11 protein-coding genes are annotated in these 16,900 nt (G+C 52.6%); 7 read left to right on the top strand and 4 right to left on the bottom strand.

The window, feature by feature from the left end:
• Positions 1–472 precede the first annotated feature (472 nt).
• Entirely contained in the window at positions 473–3,400 is a 2,928-nt protein-coding gene (locus tag AACY82_RS14405; protein ID WP_339617545.1) for a TonB-dependent receptor, read from the top strand.
• A gap of 202 nt (positions 3,401–3,602) precedes the next feature.
• Positions 3,603–5,030, top strand: a complete 1,428-nt coding sequence (locus tag AACY82_RS14400; protein WP_339617544.1) for a polysaccharide lyase family 7 protein — start codon at positions 3,603–3,605, stop codon at positions 5,028–5,030.
• A gap of 509 nt (positions 5,031–5,539) precedes the next feature.
• Here AACY82_RS14400 and AACY82_RS14395 read toward each other — a convergent pair.
• The gene (locus AACY82_RS14395; RefSeq protein WP_339617543.1) at positions 5,540–8,587 is read right to left on the bottom strand and encodes a TonB-dependent receptor; all 3,048 of its coding nucleotides are present in this window, start codon (positions 8,585–8,587) and stop codon (positions 5,540–5,542) included.
• A gap of 697 nt (positions 8,588–9,284) precedes the next feature.
• Between AACY82_RS14395 and AACY82_RS14390 the strand changes: the two genes are divergently transcribed.
• The 4 genes from AACY82_RS14390 (at position 9,285) to AACY82_RS14375 (ending at position 13,541) form a co-directional block, all read left to right on the top strand.
• Positions 9,285–10,178 carry a 5'-3' exonuclease H3TH domain-containing protein gene (locus AACY82_RS14390; protein WP_339617542.1) on the top strand — a complete coding sequence of 298 codons (894 nt, stop codon included), beginning with the start codon at positions 9,285–9,287 and terminating at the stop codon, positions 10,176–10,178.
• 17 nt (positions 10,179–10,195) lie between these two features.
• A complete protein-coding gene (locus AACY82_RS14385) occupies positions 10,196–11,332 on the top strand; it encodes a 4-phosphoerythronate dehydrogenase (protein WP_339617541.1) in 1,137 nt (378 codons plus the stop codon).
• Between the two features lie 104 nt (positions 11,333–11,436).
• The gene (locus AACY82_RS14380; RefSeq protein ID WP_339617540.1) at positions 11,437–12,582 is read left to right on the top strand and encodes an NAD(+)/NADH kinase; all 1,146 of its coding nucleotides are present in this window, start codon (positions 11,437–11,439) and stop codon (positions 12,580–12,582) included.
• Complete coding sequence (locus AACY82_RS14375) at positions 12,579–13,541, top strand: class I SAM-dependent methyltransferase (protein WP_339617539.1); 963 nt, start codon at positions 12,579–12,581, stop codon at positions 13,539–13,541. Before AACY82_RS14380 ends, AACY82_RS14375 begins: the two co-directional genes overlap by 4 nt.
• 8 nt (positions 13,542–13,549) lie before the next feature.
• Here the strand turns inward: AACY82_RS14375 and AACY82_RS14370 are convergent, their stop codons facing one another.
• A complete protein-coding gene (locus AACY82_RS14370; protein WP_339617538.1) occupies positions 13,550–14,014 on the bottom strand; it encodes a hypothetical protein in 465 nt (154 codons plus the stop codon).
• 13 nt (positions 14,015–14,027) lie between these two features.
• Positions 14,028–15,242: a pyridoxal phosphate-dependent aminotransferase gene (locus tag AACY82_RS14365; protein ID WP_339617537.1), complete on the bottom strand. Its 1,215-nt coding sequence runs from the start codon at positions 15,240–15,242 to the stop codon at positions 14,028–14,030.
• Between the two features lie 154 nt (positions 15,243–15,396).
• Here AACY82_RS14365 and msrB point away from each other — a divergent pair, with 154 nt between their 5' ends.
• On the top strand, positions 15,397–15,789 hold the full coding sequence (gene msrB / locus AACY82_RS14360; RefSeq protein WP_339617536.1) for a peptide-methionine (R)-S-oxide reductase MsrB: 393 nt from the start codon (positions 15,397–15,399) through the stop codon (positions 15,787–15,789).
• 59 nt (positions 15,790–15,848) lie between these two features.
• On the opposite strand, the gene AACY82_RS14355 is transcribed toward msrB, so the two are convergent.
• Entirely contained in the window at positions 15,849–16,610 is a 762-nt protein-coding gene (locus tag AACY82_RS14355; RefSeq protein ID WP_339617535.1) for a hypothetical protein, read from the bottom strand.
• Positions 16,611–16,900 lie beyond the last annotated feature (290 nt).

Below are 16,900 nucleotides of genomic sequence, written 5' to 3'. Positions count from 1 at the left end.
CTGTTCTGTGTAGTTGTTTTTTCTGCCCCCGTGTACACGGGGGCAGACTTTTTCCGCAAAATTGTGTGCCTTCCCCCCTTTAGCTTCTCTCCTAAACTGACGCTGTGTTTGCTATCTACGTTACCGCGAGCTTCATCGCGTCAATTGTTCTATTGCTTGGCGTTATTATTGGTATTCATATTGGACTACCATTTTTGGTGAATTATTTTACTTGATGGTAGTTTTGACCATATCTTTTTCTGAGTTGGCGCATAAATATTTACTTGTTTATCCGTGTAAAGCTCCGTCAGGAGCGCTGCAATATATCTTTAAGTCGTTGAAAAATAAGTGGTTTATTTGGTGGCCAGGTTATATTCATATTGGTTTCCACTATATGTATTCAAAGTGGTTGACAATCATGCAGAATATTGGGTAATGTCTCTATGGCGAGTGAGGTTGTTCTGCCAATAAACATAACTATGGAGAATGAGAAGTGAGCGACGATAATAAATTTAATCTATCCAAAGCCGTTGCGGCCATCAGTGGTGCAATGATGACGGCATCAACACTGGCTTTTGCCCAAGCCGCTGTTGCCCAAGAATCTGAGATGCTAGAAGAGGTGGTCGTAACTGGCATCCGCGCCTCTCTTGAAAGTGCTATTCAAGAAAAGCGCGCTGCGACTAACGTAATGGAAGTGATTCAAGCTGATGATATTGGTAAGCTTCCAGATCAAAACCTGGCGGAAGTACTCGAAAACATCACCGGTATTCAAATCACCCGCTCGGCAGGTGTAGGTACTGGGGTCCAAATTCGTGGTACCAATGCTAACCGCACCGAGATCAATGGTGTTTCTACTGTAGGCTCGGGCGCCGGTCGTAGCGGCATTAGCTTCGATGACGTCTCTGCCGCTATTATTTCTGAAGTTCAAGTTATTAAAGCCCCCGACGCAAAAACCGTTGAAGGTTCTGTGGGTGGCACTATTAACTTAAAAACCATCCGTCCTCTTGAGCTAAACGAGCCGCTGATTGCGGTGCGTGTGCAGGGCGAGCAAAGTAGCTTGTCGGACGATGGCGGTTGGAGCCCTCGTCTGTCTGGCTCTTTTGGTAATAACTGGAATACCGATGCAGGTGATTTTGGTGTAGTGCTCAGCGGGAGTTATACCGAGCAGGACGTATCGGCTTTCCGTCCGCGCGCGGACCGCGATAACCTGGATACCTTGGCTGATGGTACCAACTATTTGCCGATTCAGTTCTTTGTTCAGGATTACGATAACTACCAGTACGAAACGACGAACTTGGCCGGTACCTTTGAGTGGGCACCGAATGACGCCTTCACCTTTTACTTTGATGCGATTCTCAACGAGCAAGACCGCTTTCAGGAAAGTACCCGTGTTCAGGCTTCTGGGGTAAGTACTCTCATCGGTACGTCACTGCCCGACTCGTATGAGACCGTTGATTTTGGCTCAGTCGATGGTGAAAACGGCACGCAAAATTTAGGTTCGATCCAAGCTGCTCTGACCGGTGTGATTGATGCGCAAAATGATGGTCGTTACGATCCGAACTTGCGCCTGTCTACCGATACTGGTTCGCGTGAAACCTCGAGCGAGATCTTTAGTTTGGGTACCAACTTCGAGTTGGGTAAGTTTTCGGGTAAGGTTGAATTGGCCAGCTCGACCAATGATACGATTAACCCTGACTTCAGTACTACGCTGAACTTTATCAACCCCAATACCGCTGTGGGCACCGACAATGACAATGGTACGCCAATCGAGTACGACCTGTCTGGCGGCTCTTTGGCGTTTGGTATTGCCGATGTTGCTAACGCGCCTAGCACGGCAGATTTGCTTGATCCGGCGAATTACGTACTGCGCGACGTTAACCAATCTCACGATGTGGTTAAAAACAGTGAAGACGCCTTCCGTATCGACGTAAGCTATGATTTAGATATGTCGATTTTCACCACTATCGACTTCGGTTATCGCTTTAACAGCTCGCAAAGTGTGAACAACGATAACGCGTCGAACGTTGGTTTGCGGACGTTAGCAGAGTCACCGTCCGGTAACTTGTACGCCGAAATTCTGACCGCTGGCCCTGACAATTTTAATGATGCAGACGGCCGCGAGCTGTATGTACGCGACTTCCTGACCATTAATCCTACATTGTCAAACTCTAATCCTGATGGTGTGTTGGCAGCGTTGAACTCGGCGATGTCGGCTATTGGTCAAGACCCTATCAGTTCGCCAACCTCAAGCACTAACGCTTTCTTTGATATTACTGAAGAGACCAATGCTCTGTACGCCCAGGCGAACTTTGCCGCCGGTATCTTCCGCGGTAATTTTGGTTTGCGTTACTTAGAAACTGAAATTGACTCAGTGGGCAACCGTACGACTGACGGCGTGGTCGAGCAAACCTCAACAACTGGTAGTTACGACTTTATATTGCCTCGTATCAACTTGGTCGCTGATTTGACCGACGATATTATGCTGCGTGCGGCTTGGTCGAAAGACATTCGTCGTCCGGACTTTGATGACCTGTCTACCTCGTTCTCGTTCGAAACTAGTCCCAACCCAGCGGCTGCTATTGGCAACCCGGGTCTGGAGCCAGAAGAGGTTGAGTCTTTCGAAATATCTGCGGAGTGGTATTTTGCACCATCAAGCATGGTTAGCGCGGGTTACTTCCACAAAACACGTACTGGATTGTTCGTAGGTCAGCAGGAAGATCCGGCGGTCGATCCTGATACAGGATACCGTGACCTGACCGCTCCCTGTGAAGGCGGTGGTATCTACAACCCAATCGCTGATCCGAACGTGTTTGGTCCAGCAGGCTCGTCTCCGGGTGTTTGTGTGCCAACATCGATTACCGTTAACGGTGATGGCGAAACCACGCAGCAAGGTATTGAGCTGGCGTTCCAATACGACCTCGCAGGTTTTGAGGATGTCTTGGGCTGGGCTTCTGGCTTCGGTATCGTGACTAACTACACATGGCAGGAGTTTGACGGTGGTGACTCGTACTATAACGCGACTAGCCGTGCGGCTACTGTGTTCTCTTCGCTGGGTGCCGATGATGTAACCATGCGTGCAGCGTTACTCGATAACTCTGAAAATGCGTACAACTTTACTTTGTACTATGAGAAGTATGGTCTGTCAGCTCGCGCGCGTTACACCTGGCGCGATGCCTTCCGCTCGGATGACTTTGGTAGTACCTCAAGCTACCCATGGGGCTTCCCAGTGGTGCAGGAAGCACGTGGTCAGCTGAATGCGAGTGTCAATTACGACATCACCGATCAGTTCAGCGTGGGACTTGAAGCTGTCAACCTCACTGAATCTGAAATTGAGCAATCTTGTGTGAACGAAGGCGCACTGTTGTGCTTCCAAGGTCTCACAGATCGTCGCGTTACTCTTGGCGCAAGCTATAAGTTCTAATTTGACGATTAGACGTAGTGAACAGAGTCGGGAATTCGCTCCTGGCTCTGGCGGACACCAAACCCCGTTTTCGGGGTTTGGTGTCCTTTTTATGAAAACGTAAAAATAACAATAACGGCTGCGCTACGGTTGTACAGCAGCTGCGGTTTTTCAGGGCGGAGCCCTCTCTATCTGCTGGGTCCGATCCTTTAGGAGTAAACCTATGTCTCAACTGAACCCTTTTTTTGTAATGTTGCCGTTGGTCGTTGCGGTGTGCTCAGCCTGCTCTGGCTCATCAAGCTCCACTGGCTCATCGGCGTCTACGTCATCAAGTTCATCGGTGGCGAGCACCGATGAGTGTACCGGCACAGGGGCTCTGGTAATTAATGCCGCCAGTGATGATGGCAGCCACGACGGCCACAGCCCGGCCAACACAATTGACGGCAGTCTTGAGGGCGAGTCCCGCTGGTCTTCTCAGGGTGACGGCAAAACATTGCTATTGGATTTGGGCGCCGAGGCAACCATTGCCGAGGTTAAAACCGCTTGGTTTAATGCCGACGAGCGCACCTCGTTTTATGATATCGAGGCATCCACTGATAACAACACCTGGAGCACTTTGGTGGCCAATGGGCAATCTCAGGGCTCTGAAGAATTTACAACCGATTCTTTTGATCGGCTCGATGCTCGCTATGTGCGCATTATTGGCCATGGCAACTCGGAAAATTTATGGAACAGTCTGCTCGAGGTCGAAGTGCATGGTTGCGGCGGGCTGGATGCGCCTACGGCGCAGCCCAGCGGACCTCTCGCTATTGCTGAATTGGACCCCGCCAAGCCACCCTCGGATAATTTCGACTTATCGCGGTGGTATGTGAGCGTCCCAATTGATGATGACGGTAATGGCCGCGCGGACAACATTAAAGAAAATGATTTGAATGACGGCTATGAGCTGCCAGATTACTTCTTTACCGGTTCTGATGGCGGTATGGTGTTTCGGGTTTATCCGTCAGGTTTTAAAACCTCGACTAATACCAGCTACACTCGTGTTGAGTTGCGGGAGATGCTGCGAGCGGGCAATACCCGTATTGATACTCAGGGCGTTAATGGCAATAACTGGGTGTTCGGTAGTGCGCCAGCCTCCGATCGCGCTGCCGCCGGTGGTGTGGATGGCAATATGCGGGCGACGCTCGCGGTTAATCGTGTGTCCACCACTGGGGAGGCATACCAAGTTGGCCGGGTGATTGTTGGTCAGATTCACGCAAATGATGATGAGCCTATTCGACTGTACTATCGAAAATTGCCTGACAACAATAAAGGTTCTTTGTATTTTGCGCACGAGATTAATGGCGGCGACGATATCGGTTATGAGTTGCTTGGTGGCAGCGCTAACAGCGCATCAAACCCTGCCGATGGCATTGCTCTTGATGAAACCTTCGGTTACGAAATTGATGTCAAAGGCAATGCATTAACGGTGTTTATCTATCGCGATGGCAAGCCTACCGTCAGTAAAACCGTGGATATGAGCGGCAGTGGTTACGACGAAGGTGGCCAATATATGTATTTTAAAGCCGGTGCCTACAACCAAAACAACAGTGGCGATGACAACGATTATACCCAGGTCACGTTTTACGCTCTGGAACATTCGCACAACTAGTCGTAGCTTGCGGTGGGGCATTACTGCTCCATCGCTTTTTTAAACCCGTCACTTCCGCCTAAAAATATTTAACCTCTTCGCTGTTTTTCTGCGCGCCTAGATGGCGATCTCGTATTTAACTCCTCGTCCTCGTGCCCCGCGTGTGATTCTCGCGGTGCTATCCACTACCATCATTCTATCAGCCTGTCGGCGGCAGGGCGGTAGAGGCGCGGTTGTTTAACGAGGGCGGCCTTTAATTATCACGCTTGCGCCTTGGTTTATTGCTGATCAGTCCGCCGGCATGGGTATGCGGGGCAGCGTTGATTGGTGTCGGCTTATCCGTTGCGTGTTCTGTGAGAGCCGTAGAGCGAGAATGTTATTGTGTTGATCGCTATTGCTAGGTTGTTACGGTTTTTTTCGGAAAAGATTGTGGTGGTGGGCGTTCAAGTTGGGAAAATAGAGGTAAAAAAGGGCCCGCATAAGCGGGCCCGAATGGTTGCCGTCCGACATAAGACGGCAGGGATAGTAGGTTAGAGGAACTTAGCTTTTACACCAAAGAAGACACGGGGGCCGTAGCTGTTCACTTCACCCAAGTTGTCTGTGGTGTAGTGATACTGGCGCTTTGGCTCGTCAAATAGGTTGATGCCTTCTAGGCTAAGGCGCACATTGTCGGTGATGTAGTAAGACATACGAGCTTCCCAGACTCCGGTATCACCTACATAGCGCAAGCGGGTTCCGTTACTGGTGTAAGGCTGGAAGTATTCGCTGCGGTACTTGTAGATCAAGCTGCCGTCAAAATCGCCGGCCGAATAATACAGCTGACCCGAGAATACGTGATCCGAGAAGCCGGGTACGTTGCCTGGCTCGACAATCCCCTGCGATTGCGAAACGATATTTCCCTCGTCATCGCGAACCGTAATGTCGCCGTAGTTGCTGTCTTCAAACTCGAAGTCGGATTCGGCGTAGTTGTAGCTTGCTTTCGCACCAAAACCGCTCAAGAAACCTGGCAAATAAGAAAAATTGTGCGTTGCCGTAATTTCGATACCGGTCAGGTTGCTGGCGTCGTCGTTGGTTTCAGTCAGGTCAAAGTCGGCCGGAACCACTTGCCCGTCAATCAGAAACTCCTCGGTGGTTCGAGTGGTTTCAAAGCCGCCCTGAAAGCTTTTGTGGTAGAGCCCAAACGCCAGCATGGTGTCTTGGTTTGGGTACCACTCGATAGCGGTATCGAAGCTCCAAGAGGTCAGTGGTTGCAGGTTGGGGTTACCATCACCGCTCACATTCTGAATTAACTCATCCAGCGTGGTGATGTCCTCTTCGCTGCTGACGGTAAAGCCACGCTGATAGCTCATATCCGCCGGCTCTGGACGAGACAGACCACGATAAACCGCACCGCGCAACATCAGGTCATCGGTCAAGTCGACAATCAGGTTTACGCTTGGCAATACTTCTGTGTAATCGCCGCCGGCTTCAACGCGCTCAAGGTCCGCGCCTTCGATGGGCACCAACGATAAAATGCCGGTGTCCGACGTTTCAATCGTGTAGGGCGTGCGATAGCCAATAGACTCAACGTCAGTTTGTACCACGCGCAAGCCGAAATTACCGCGTATGGTTTTGTTCATAAACGCGCTATCGAAGTCGGCCATAATATAAGCGGCTTTCGTCGTTTCGGTGACGTCGGTGACGCTCGCTAGCGATTCTGGCATTTCTGGGAATTCGGTCGACTCCCCGGTAAAGTCCGCGAGCATTGAAACGGCGCAAGCGGTGTCGAACGTAGCCCAGCTGTTGACCTCTTTAGTGACGTTGCCCTGATCGTCAAGGATGGTGATTAAGGCGCCGTCGCGTTCAGACGACAAAAAGTCACTCTCAGGGAATTCGATAGCACAGGTTTCGTTGATGTTTGACAGTGTAGGGAAGTCGCCAATGGTCACTTCAAATTCATTGCGAACGGTTGGCCCCATGTCGAGGTATTCTAGCTCTGAGTAGCGCGCGCCGCCTTTAATAGCGGTAATCACGCCATCTAGGCGCCAGTCAAAGTCGGCCCGGAAGGCTTCAATGGTGTTGGTACGGTCGACATCACTGTCGATGCGTGCACGGTAGCGATCAGAGAAGAGTGAGTGATCGGTGACGTCGAATCCTGTTATCTCATACTGACGAATGCCGGAGTCCCGATCCCACTGCACCATCGGACGATATTGCGAGGTAAGCTCGCCGTAAACGTCGCGATCATCAGACTGAGTGCGAAGCAGCATCTGATTTTCGACGCGAGTGGTTTCAGAGAAAGAGTAGTCGGCTGAAATCGTTAAGTCGGTGGTGAGGTCGTAAGCGACGTTTATGCCGTACCCGGTGTAATCTTCATCGCGACGGTAAAGCTCGCTGTTAGACTCAATGGCCGTTTCACCTTTCCAGTTGGTGATGGCGCCAGAGTCGCTTACCACCAAGCTTTCTGGTGTAACCCCTGGTGTGGTGCGCTTCTGGTTGGCAAAGTTTAAGTCATGACGTTTCTCAGCCTGGATACGCTCTGAGGTTTGGTAATCGATATTAATATCGGTTTTGTTGTTCGGTTGAAACTGAATTGCCGCAAAAATAGCCTCGCGCTCGTCAGAGGTGTCGTTTTGACGGTAGCTGTTAGAGCTAGGTGCGAACGCAAAGTCTTTACCGGCATCGTAAGCTTCGCCGGTTTCGGGGTTAATCTCGGTGTTGTAATCCCCGGAGTTAGACGGGCCGCTAACCGGGTCCTCACAGTCGCCGGCTGTGGGCATGTAGTAACCCCGGTCGGTAACGCTCGGGTCGTTGATGCACGCAAACAGCGAGGTGCCGCTAGGGCTGGAAGCACGCATTTCAGACTCTGGTTGAGCGATATCGCTTTGCTCGTACCCCAAAGAAATACCTAGTGCCATGCCGCTATCAAATTCAAATTGGTCAACATAGCTGGCGCTACCGCGAAAACCGACATCGCCGGCCATTGAATCTTTAATGTTCTGCTGGTTGGGCTGAAAGCCCGCCTTGGCTTCAATTTGTAAGCGACGCTTGTTGTAGTCGAGCGGTTTAACCGTCTCTAGGGCGATCAAGCCGGCCACGCCGCCTTCTATCAGGCTGGCGTCCTGAGTTTTATAAATGGCCACTTTGTTTACCAGCTCGGACGGAAACTGAGAAAAGTTAACCGAGCGGTCACCGCTGCCGTTAGAGGCGTTACGGCCATTAAAAGTTGTGGCGCTTAGATAAGGGCCAAGGCCCCGAATAGAGATCTCGGTGGCGCCGCCGTTTTCACGGTGCGAAGACGCGCCGGTGATGGACTCGAGCGCCTCACCAATAGACAGTGCGGGCATATCGCCGATATCGTTGGCCGACATGCCGTCGACGATGGTGGTGGAGCTGCGCTTGATGTCGATAGTTGTTTGAATTGTGGCGCGAGTGCCTTGTACGACCACTTCTTCGAGCATCAGATCGTTGTTTGACTGCTCCTCTTGTGCCTGCGCCAGGCTTGCACATGAGGCCGCCGCTAAGGCGCTAGCCAGCATCGTTTTTTTAAAGTGGCGTCGGCTTGCCACGACTTTGGATTGCTTATTTTTATACAGCATGAATTCCTCCGGGGATGCCCATTATTGATTATATTAGCGTAAGCGCTCTTTGGCGCCCAATTTACTTGTATATGGCAGATACTATTGTTGACCAAAGTGACTGCACAATGCAAGACCTTTGGTTGAGAAAAAGGTTTTTAACGTTAAGAGCTTTGGCCGCTTGCTTTGCCTAATCCAGCTGGGTAGCCCACTGCCATTTTTGATGCGGCCAATTAAAAGCTTTAAATACAGTAGCTTGTGGCTTTTTTAGGGGGTCGCGCTAGCTGCGCCAGTATGTTTTCGGGTGATTGGTTAACCAGTTTTGTTTTTTTAAGCTTGCCTCAATGTCTATGCGCGGCGCTTAAGGGCGAGATGGTAGAATATAAATTGTAGCGGGTTGCGCGGCGATTGCCGCTTCAGTGCTGTGTCCTGCTTAATGTTGTATATTCCCCACGCTTAATATCGCCGTTTGAAGCGCTGCTAAAGTCGATAGGAAAGGTCGGCTCACGGTTTAAATCTGTACAAATAACGTGTAGCGCTGACGTTTTTGTAGGTTTTTGCGTTTTTATTCTCGGGTGCTTTTTGGGTGGCGTGTCTAATACGATGTGTTGGCTATGTGTGTATTTAAGGTTTTGGGTTTGCTAAAGGCTGTTTGCTGCCTGCGCGGTGGTTTCACTGCTGAGGCTCTGGTTAGTGGCCGCGTTGCGAGGTTTCAGCGTTGACGGCTTCTGCTGTATGTCTTATCGATGCTTCTATTTATATCTTCCGCTACTATTTTTCGCTGCCCGAGCGCCGCTTTAGTGAGCCAGAAGCCTATGGAACCGATGCCGTCTATGGTTTTACCGGGTTCGTACTCCAGCTTTTGGAGCGCCACCGGCCTCAGCGGCTGGCGGTGTGCTTCGATGAGAGTCTGGAAACGGGTTTTCGTCACCAGCTGTACCCACTGTATAAAAGCTCCCGGGCTTTACCCGATGCGGCCTTGGCATTTCAGCTAAAAGCCTGTGCGCAAGTAACGCAACTGTTGGGGTTGGCCACGTTTGCCAGCCAGCGCTATGAGGCCGACGATTTAATTGGCAGCTTATACGCTAGTTGCTGTGCCGAGCCTGCACCGATTGCGATATTGAGCCGTGATAAAGATTTGGCCCAACTGCTGACGCGCGAGCAAGATTGTTTGTGGGATTTTAGCGCCGATGTGCGTTACCAGCATGACGACATTAAAGCTAAGTATGGCGTGGCTCCGGGGCAAATCGTGGATTACCTCGCGCTGGTCGGCGATGCCGGGGACGACATTCCCGGTGTGCCCGGCGTTGGCGCTAAAACAGCCATAGGGCTGCTACGCTATTTTGGCTCGATCTCGGCGCTATTTCAGCGCCTGGACGAGGTGGCCCACGTGCCGGTGCGCGGCGCCCGCACTCTGGCGGCTAAGCTGCTTGCCGCGCGCGAGCAAATACAGCTGGCGCAGCAGTTGGCGACGATTATCTGCGATATTCCGCTGCTGCAAAAGCCTGCGCAATTGCAGCGCGCCCCGGTGGATATTGCCGCATTTACTGAGTTTAGTCGCGCCATGGGCTGGACTGACGCGCTTGCGAAGCGGGCGCGTAAACTGACCTGAACAGGATTTACCTAAGCATGAAAATAGTGATCGATGAAAATATTCCGCTGGCGGAGGACTTCTTTAGCGCCCATGGCGAGATCGTGCGCTTGCCGGGGCGACAGATGAGCGCCGCCGATGTCGCCGACGCCGATGCGCTTTTAGTGCGCTCAGTAACGCCAGTGAATGAGGCGTTACTGGCGGGTAGTCCCGTTAAGTTTGTTGGCACCTGCACCATCGGGATGGACCACCTCGATCAGCGCTGGCTCGACCACCAGAGTATTGCCTATACCAATGCGCCCGGTTGTAACGCCAATTCGGTGGTGGAGTATGTGTACGCCGCGTTGGCGCACTTAAATATCGACTGGCGCGATAAAACCGTTGGCATTATCGGTTGCGGCAACGTCGGTGGGGCTCTGCATCGGGCGCTTACGGCGCAGGGCGTCAGTTGCCGCTGTTATGACCCGCTCTTAAGTATTGAGCAAAACCCCGACCTGTGTGAGCTTGAGGATGTATTACAGTGCGATATCGTGAGCCTGCACACGCCGCTAACCACCGTCGGGCCGCACCCGAGTCGTCATTTGTTGGCCAAAGAGCAATTGCTGCAGTTGGCGCCAGGGGGCGTTTTGCTTAACTGTGGTCGTGGCGCGGTTATTGATAACAAAGCCCTGCTGCAAGTGATGCAAAATCGCAATGACCTGCAAGTGGTGTTGGATGTGTGGGAGTGGGAGCCCAATATTGATCTGCAGTTGTTTGAGCGGGTGGTGTTGGGCTCGCCGCATATTGCCGGTTACAGTTTTGATGGCAAGCTAAAAGGCACAGCCATGATCTATGAGGCATTTTGTCAGCAGTTTGAGTTTGCGCCTAGCACTAGGCTGGCCGATGTCGTCCCAGCCGTCGCTGACAATCAGGTGTCGGCCCCGGTTGGGGTTGACGACTGGCAGGCCCTGCGCGAGGTAATCGCCGCCATTTACGACATTGCCGCCGATGATCAGCGTTTGCGGCAGGTGGCGTCCGAGGCGGGCGCGCAGGGCGAGGCGTTGTCGCAAGGATTTGATCGGTTGCGTAAAAACTACCCGGTGCGGCGCGAGTTTGGTAACTACCAAGTGACTGGGCTAGATAAAAATACGCCGCTGGCAGAGACGCTAGCGGCGCTGGGCTTTACCGTTAAGTAAATCCGAATAAACCAAAAGGTTTGACTGACAAAGACACGGGCTGCGGCAGCCCAAAGATGTCTTGTGGCGCAGCCTAACAATGCAATATGACGATTTGGTGACAAGTGCTTAAGCTGGGAATCATTATTAACCCCTACGCTGGAATCGGCGGTAGCGTCGCTTTAAAGGGCAGTGATGGGCGGGACACCCGCACCCTCGCGCTAGCGCGTGGCGCACCCTTGCGGGCGGCTGAGCGTATGGCGCGGGCGCTGGCGGCTATTGCCCATGCGCAGGCGCCGGTACAGTTGTTTGGATTTGACGGCGCCATGGGAGGCGACACCGCGCGAGCGCTGGGTTTGCCATTTGCGTCGTTGGGTGCACCGGCGGCCGCGCAAAGCGACGACTCAGATACTCAGCAAGCGGCCGTGCGATTACTGAGTGCCGGTGTTGATGTTATCGCCTTTGCCGGTGGCGATGGCACGGCGCGTAATATTGCCGATGCCATTGGGCTTGCGGTGCCGGTGGTGGGTGTGCCCGCAGGGGTCAAAATCCACTCGGGCGTTTACGCCAATACCCCCGAGGCGGCCGGGCATATCCTGCAACGTTTAGCTCAGCGTCAGTGGGCGCCCTTGGTGGAGCGCGAGGTGCGTGACATTGACGAGCAAGCTTTTCGCGCAGGGATGGTGCGGGCCAAACATTATAGTGAGCTGCTGGTGCCAGAAGAGCCTCAGTGGCTGCAAGAGGTAAAAAATGCCGGGGCAGCGGTGGATGAGTTGCAGCAGCTTGATGTGGCGGCGAGCGTTATCGAGCAGCTGGACGACGACGTTTTGTACTTGGTGGGCCCAGGCTCTACCACTAAGGTGTTACTGGAGCAGCTAGGTTTAGTGGGCACCTTGCTGGGGGTAGATGTACTGCGCGGCGGGGAGTTAATTGCCAGCGATGTAACCGCCGACACTATTCGTCGCATTATGGGGGCGCACCAGGGCCCGGTGCGTATTGTCGTTACCTCCATCGGAGGGCAGGGGCATATCTTTGGGCGAGGCAATCAACAGCTTGCGCCAGACATTATTGCCCAGGTGGGTCGAGACGGCATTATGCTGATCGCTACCACCGAAAAGCTACAGATGCTTAACGGCCGGCCGTTGCAACTTGATACCAATGACCCGGCGCTAGATCGACAATTGGCGGGCTTTTTTCCGGTCATTACCGGCTACCAACAACAAATTTTATACCCCGTGGGCGATACCGCGATTAATGAGACTGCACTGTGACTACCTCAACCGCTTTAACCATTGATTTACAATCGCTGCGCACACTGGCTGACGAGGCTCGCTGCGCGCCTGAGCAAACACTCGATAGTCGTCGGTTATTCCACGGCCGTGGCCAGTGTTATCCGGGGTTGGAGTTTGTCTGTATCGATTTTTTTCAGCCAGTTGTGCTGGTCACTTTGTTTGCCGAGCCACCAGAGGGTTGGCTGGCAGAGTGCATCCCCGAGATAACCGCAATAGCGGTTGCCGCCAATTGGGCTGTGGTAGTGCAGCGGCGTTATTGGCAAGGGGCGCCCTCGGAGGTTGTGGTGGGCGAGGTGCCCGAGCGCTGGTTGGCCGCCCGTGGCCCGCTGCGCTTTTGGCTCAACCCGCTCACCCAGCAAAACGTTGGTTATTTTTTGGATATGGAGCCCGGCCGGCAATGGTTAGAATCTAAGGCGTCAGGCAAGCGGGTGTTGAACCTGTTTGCCTATACCTGCGCTTTTTCGGTGGTGGCGGTAGCCGCTGGTGCCGAGCGGGTGGTGAATGTGGATATGAGTAAAAAAGCGCTGGGGCAGGGGCGGGCGAATCACCACTTAAACGGTCTTGATAAGCAGCGCAGCGCGTTTTTGCCGGAGCAAATTTTAAAATCCTGGAGCCGCATTCGTCGGCAGGGTCCCTACGATATTGTGATTTTTGATCCGCCGAGTTTTCAGCGCGGCAGTTTTGTCGCCAGCAAAGATTACGTTAAGTTGGGTCGACGTTTGCCAGAGTTGATGCCTGATGGTGGCGATGTGCTGGCCTGTTTAAATGCACCGGAGCTGGCGAGCGATTTTTTGCATCAGTGTTTTGCCGAAAACTGTCCCGCAGCGAGATTTATCGAGCGGCTCCCCAGTGCGCCGGAGTTTCCGGATATTAATCCAGAGCAGCGGCTTAAGCTGTTGCACTTTGAGTTTGCCGGGGCGAGTGCCGCGGCGCCATAGCGATCCGCTTAACGATTAAGTAAAATTTGCATGATGGTATCGACGGCGCTAGAGGCGCGGGTTGTTAACGCGGCGCGCAGTAAATCAATGGCAGGGCTAAAGTCCCCCACCGGGGCGCTAGCTTGCTCTTCGCCGTCGAGCTGTTTACTAATATGGGTTAGCTTTTTATCCGGGGCCGAGCGGCAACTCAGTTGCGCGCTGAGCAGGGTAAAGCCCTTGTGAGTAAGCGTTACTTGGTCTATTGCCTCTTGGCGAATAGTGTCTTGGTAGCGGATGTAGCCCTCGGCGGCGAGCCATAAAAGCGTGGCAAAACAGGCTTGGTGCCGGGGGCTGTGCAGGCCAAATTCATCGGGGGTGTCTGGCCCCGAGATATCTTCAACAAACACTGTCACTAAGCGCGGAAAGCTATTGTAAATTTGGTTCAGGGCTTTCGCGGCATCGCGATAAAAGTCGGTAATGTGGATGTCAGCCATAAGCGCGCTATAGCTACTGGCGGTAGCGTTGAATAAAGTGGCCAAAGCGCTCTATGGCACGGGTGAGTTCGTCCTCGCGGGGTAAAAATACAATCCGCAGATGGTCGCGCTCGGGCCAATTAAACGCGGTACCTTGAACCAGCAACACCTTTTCCTGAATCAAAAAGTCCAACACCATTTGCTGATCGTCTTTGATTTTGTGCAGGTCGAGATCAATTTTAGGAAACAGGTAGAGCGCGCCTTTGGGTTTGACACAGCTGATGCCGGGAATGTCATTAAGGGCGGTTAACGCCGCGTCGCGCTGATCGTGCAGTCGGCCGCCGGGCAAGATAAGCTCGTTAATGCTCTGGTAGCCGCCCAGCGCTGTCTGCACCGCAAACATTGCGGGCACGTTGGCACAAAGGCGCATCGATGCGAGCATCTCGATGCCTTCTAGATAATTTTTAGCTTTGTGTTTGGCGCCACTGACGATCATCCAGCCAGAGCGAAAGCCGGCTAGGCGGTAGGATTTAGACAGGCCGTTAAAGCTAATGCAAAGGGTATCTGTAACTAACCGGCCTAAAGGGACAAAGTCGGTGTCATCGTAAAGAATTTTGCTGTAGATCTCATCGGCAAAAATAATCAGGCCTTTTTCTTCGGCTAGCGCCACAATCTGCTCGAGCAGAGCTTGGCTGTATACCGCGCCCGTTGGGTTGTTGGGGTTGATCACCACAATGCCGCGGGTTTTGTCGGTAATTTTTGCTTTAATATCCTCGATATCCGGGTACCAATCGGACTGTTCGTCACACATATAGTGCACGGCTTTGCCGCCGGCGAGGTTGACCGCCGCGGTCCAAAGCGGGTAATCGGGCGCGGGTATTAGCATTTCGTCGCCATTGTTCAGCAGCGCCTGCATGGACATAACGATTAGCTCGCTGACGCCGTTACCAAGATAAATATCATCAATGTCGACGTTAGGCACACGCAGTTTTTGGCACTCTTGCATAATGGCTTTGCGGGCGGCAAACAGACCGCGCGAGGCAACGTAGCCTTCGGCGTTAGGTAGGTTGTAAATCACATCCTGAATAATCTCATCGGGTGCGGCAAAGCCAAACGACGCCGGGTTGCCGATGTTGAGTTTCATGATGCGATGGCCTTCTTCCTCGAGGCGGTAAGCGTGTTCGAGTACCGGGCCGCGAATATCGTAGCAAACGCCATTGAGTTTGGCAGATTTTTGAATCGTATCCATTTGCGTTAAGATGCCTTAAGTCTTTCTGTGTGCCGATCATCAATGATCCGGTCTGGCGGCCCTGCCTGTCAAGGGCGCCGCAGAATAATAGGTTAATGTTTTGCAAGGTTCGCCTGTGAGGTGGTTTTGCTCAGAGGTCTCTAAGGAGTTTACTGTGTCTGAAGATTCTAAATTTACCGAGCAATACTGGCGTGAAACCTTAACGCCCGAGCAATATCATGTGTGTCGCGAAAAGGGCACAGAGGCGCCTTTTAGCGGTGAATATTGGGATGTATTTGCCGACGGGACTTATCACTGCCGAGGTTGTGGCGCGCTGCTGTTTGAGTCGGAGACTAAGTTTGATGCCGGTTGTGGCTGGCCGAGCTTTTCTGCCCCAGCCGATAAAGGCGCCATTGACGAGGAGTTTGACAGTAGCCATGGCATGCGCCGCACCGAGGTGGTGTGTCATAACTGCGGTAGCCATTTAGGGCATGTGTTTCCCGATGGGCCGGCACCAACCGGGCTGCGTTATTGCATTAACTCGGCGTCTATTAAATTGGATAAATAAAGTAGGGCGAGCAGGAGTTGTCGCGGGTGATTATTCCCCGCGATTAAAACGAGCGTATTTTAGTCGTATACCTGTTTCTTTTTCCAATCGCCTTCATCTTCAAGCTCTTCCCACTCTTTGCTTGCTGCCGCCTCATCACTTGCCGTCGCTGTGGGTCCGCTTTGCGCGGCGTTTTCTTGCTCTAACTTAGCAATAACGGCACTGAGCTGTGCGACTTGTTTGGTGACATCTTGTTGTCCCGCCTCTTTTAGCAGCAGCTTGCGAGCGGTGGTGTAGTGGTGGATGGCAAGGCGTAGCTTATTTTCGCTGCGCGCCTGCTTAGCTTGGTGCACGTAGCCCTCAATGGTGGTTTGCAGGAGCAGCCGGCGGCACAAGCCCAGTAGTCGGTTGGACTGGGTTTTGGTTAGTCGGCCGCTTTCGGCTTGCGAGCCAACATAGCGAGCCAGCTCTTTTAATAACGGTTGCACCTGTGCGGTTTGCTCGGCCTTTAAACGTGTCTGATCGGCGCCTTCCTTGCTGGCCTTAAATTGTTTTTGGTATTCGGCGGCTTCGGCGCTGTAGTTATCTTTAGGGGCGAGCTTGGCTAGTTGCTCAAGGGTGTTAATAAGTACTTGATAAACCAGCGCATTAAGATCCGCCGGTAGGTATCCGGCGGGCATGCCGCTGGAAATCTGTTTGAATAATTCGAGGCGCTGCTTGAGAGCATTCATTAAGCGCAGACGCTGTTTACGCTTTTTTGCCAGCTGCTGGCTGATAAAGGCGTAACACACCAAAACCGTAAGCAGTGCAACAAGGGCGATTATTATATAAATGGACGACATAGGCTTACCTGTGTGTGGCTTGAGTCTCCTTGTTGCTAGATGCGCCCGGGCCATTTGGGCGATTGGCACACAGTATAGCATTTTCTGCTCTTTGGCTGCCTATTTGATCGCTTTATGCTCAGCTTTTTGGCTGCTCTAAGTTGTTGTTTCGCCTCATTAAAAAAAAGCCGCTCTAAACAGTTGACAGCGACCCAAGCTCTACATAGAATGCGCCCCTCTTTTAGCGAAGACGCATGTCCCCATCGTCTAGAGGCCTAGGACACCGCCCTTTCACGGCGGTAACAGGGGTT

This window comes from uncultured Gilvimarinus sp. (genome assembly GCF_963972205.1).
Classification (GTDB): Bacteria; Pseudomonadota; Gammaproteobacteria; order Pseudomonadales; family Cellvibrionaceae; genus Gilvimarinus; species Gilvimarinus japonicus.
This window is presented reverse-complemented; position numbering and strand designations above follow the sequence as displayed.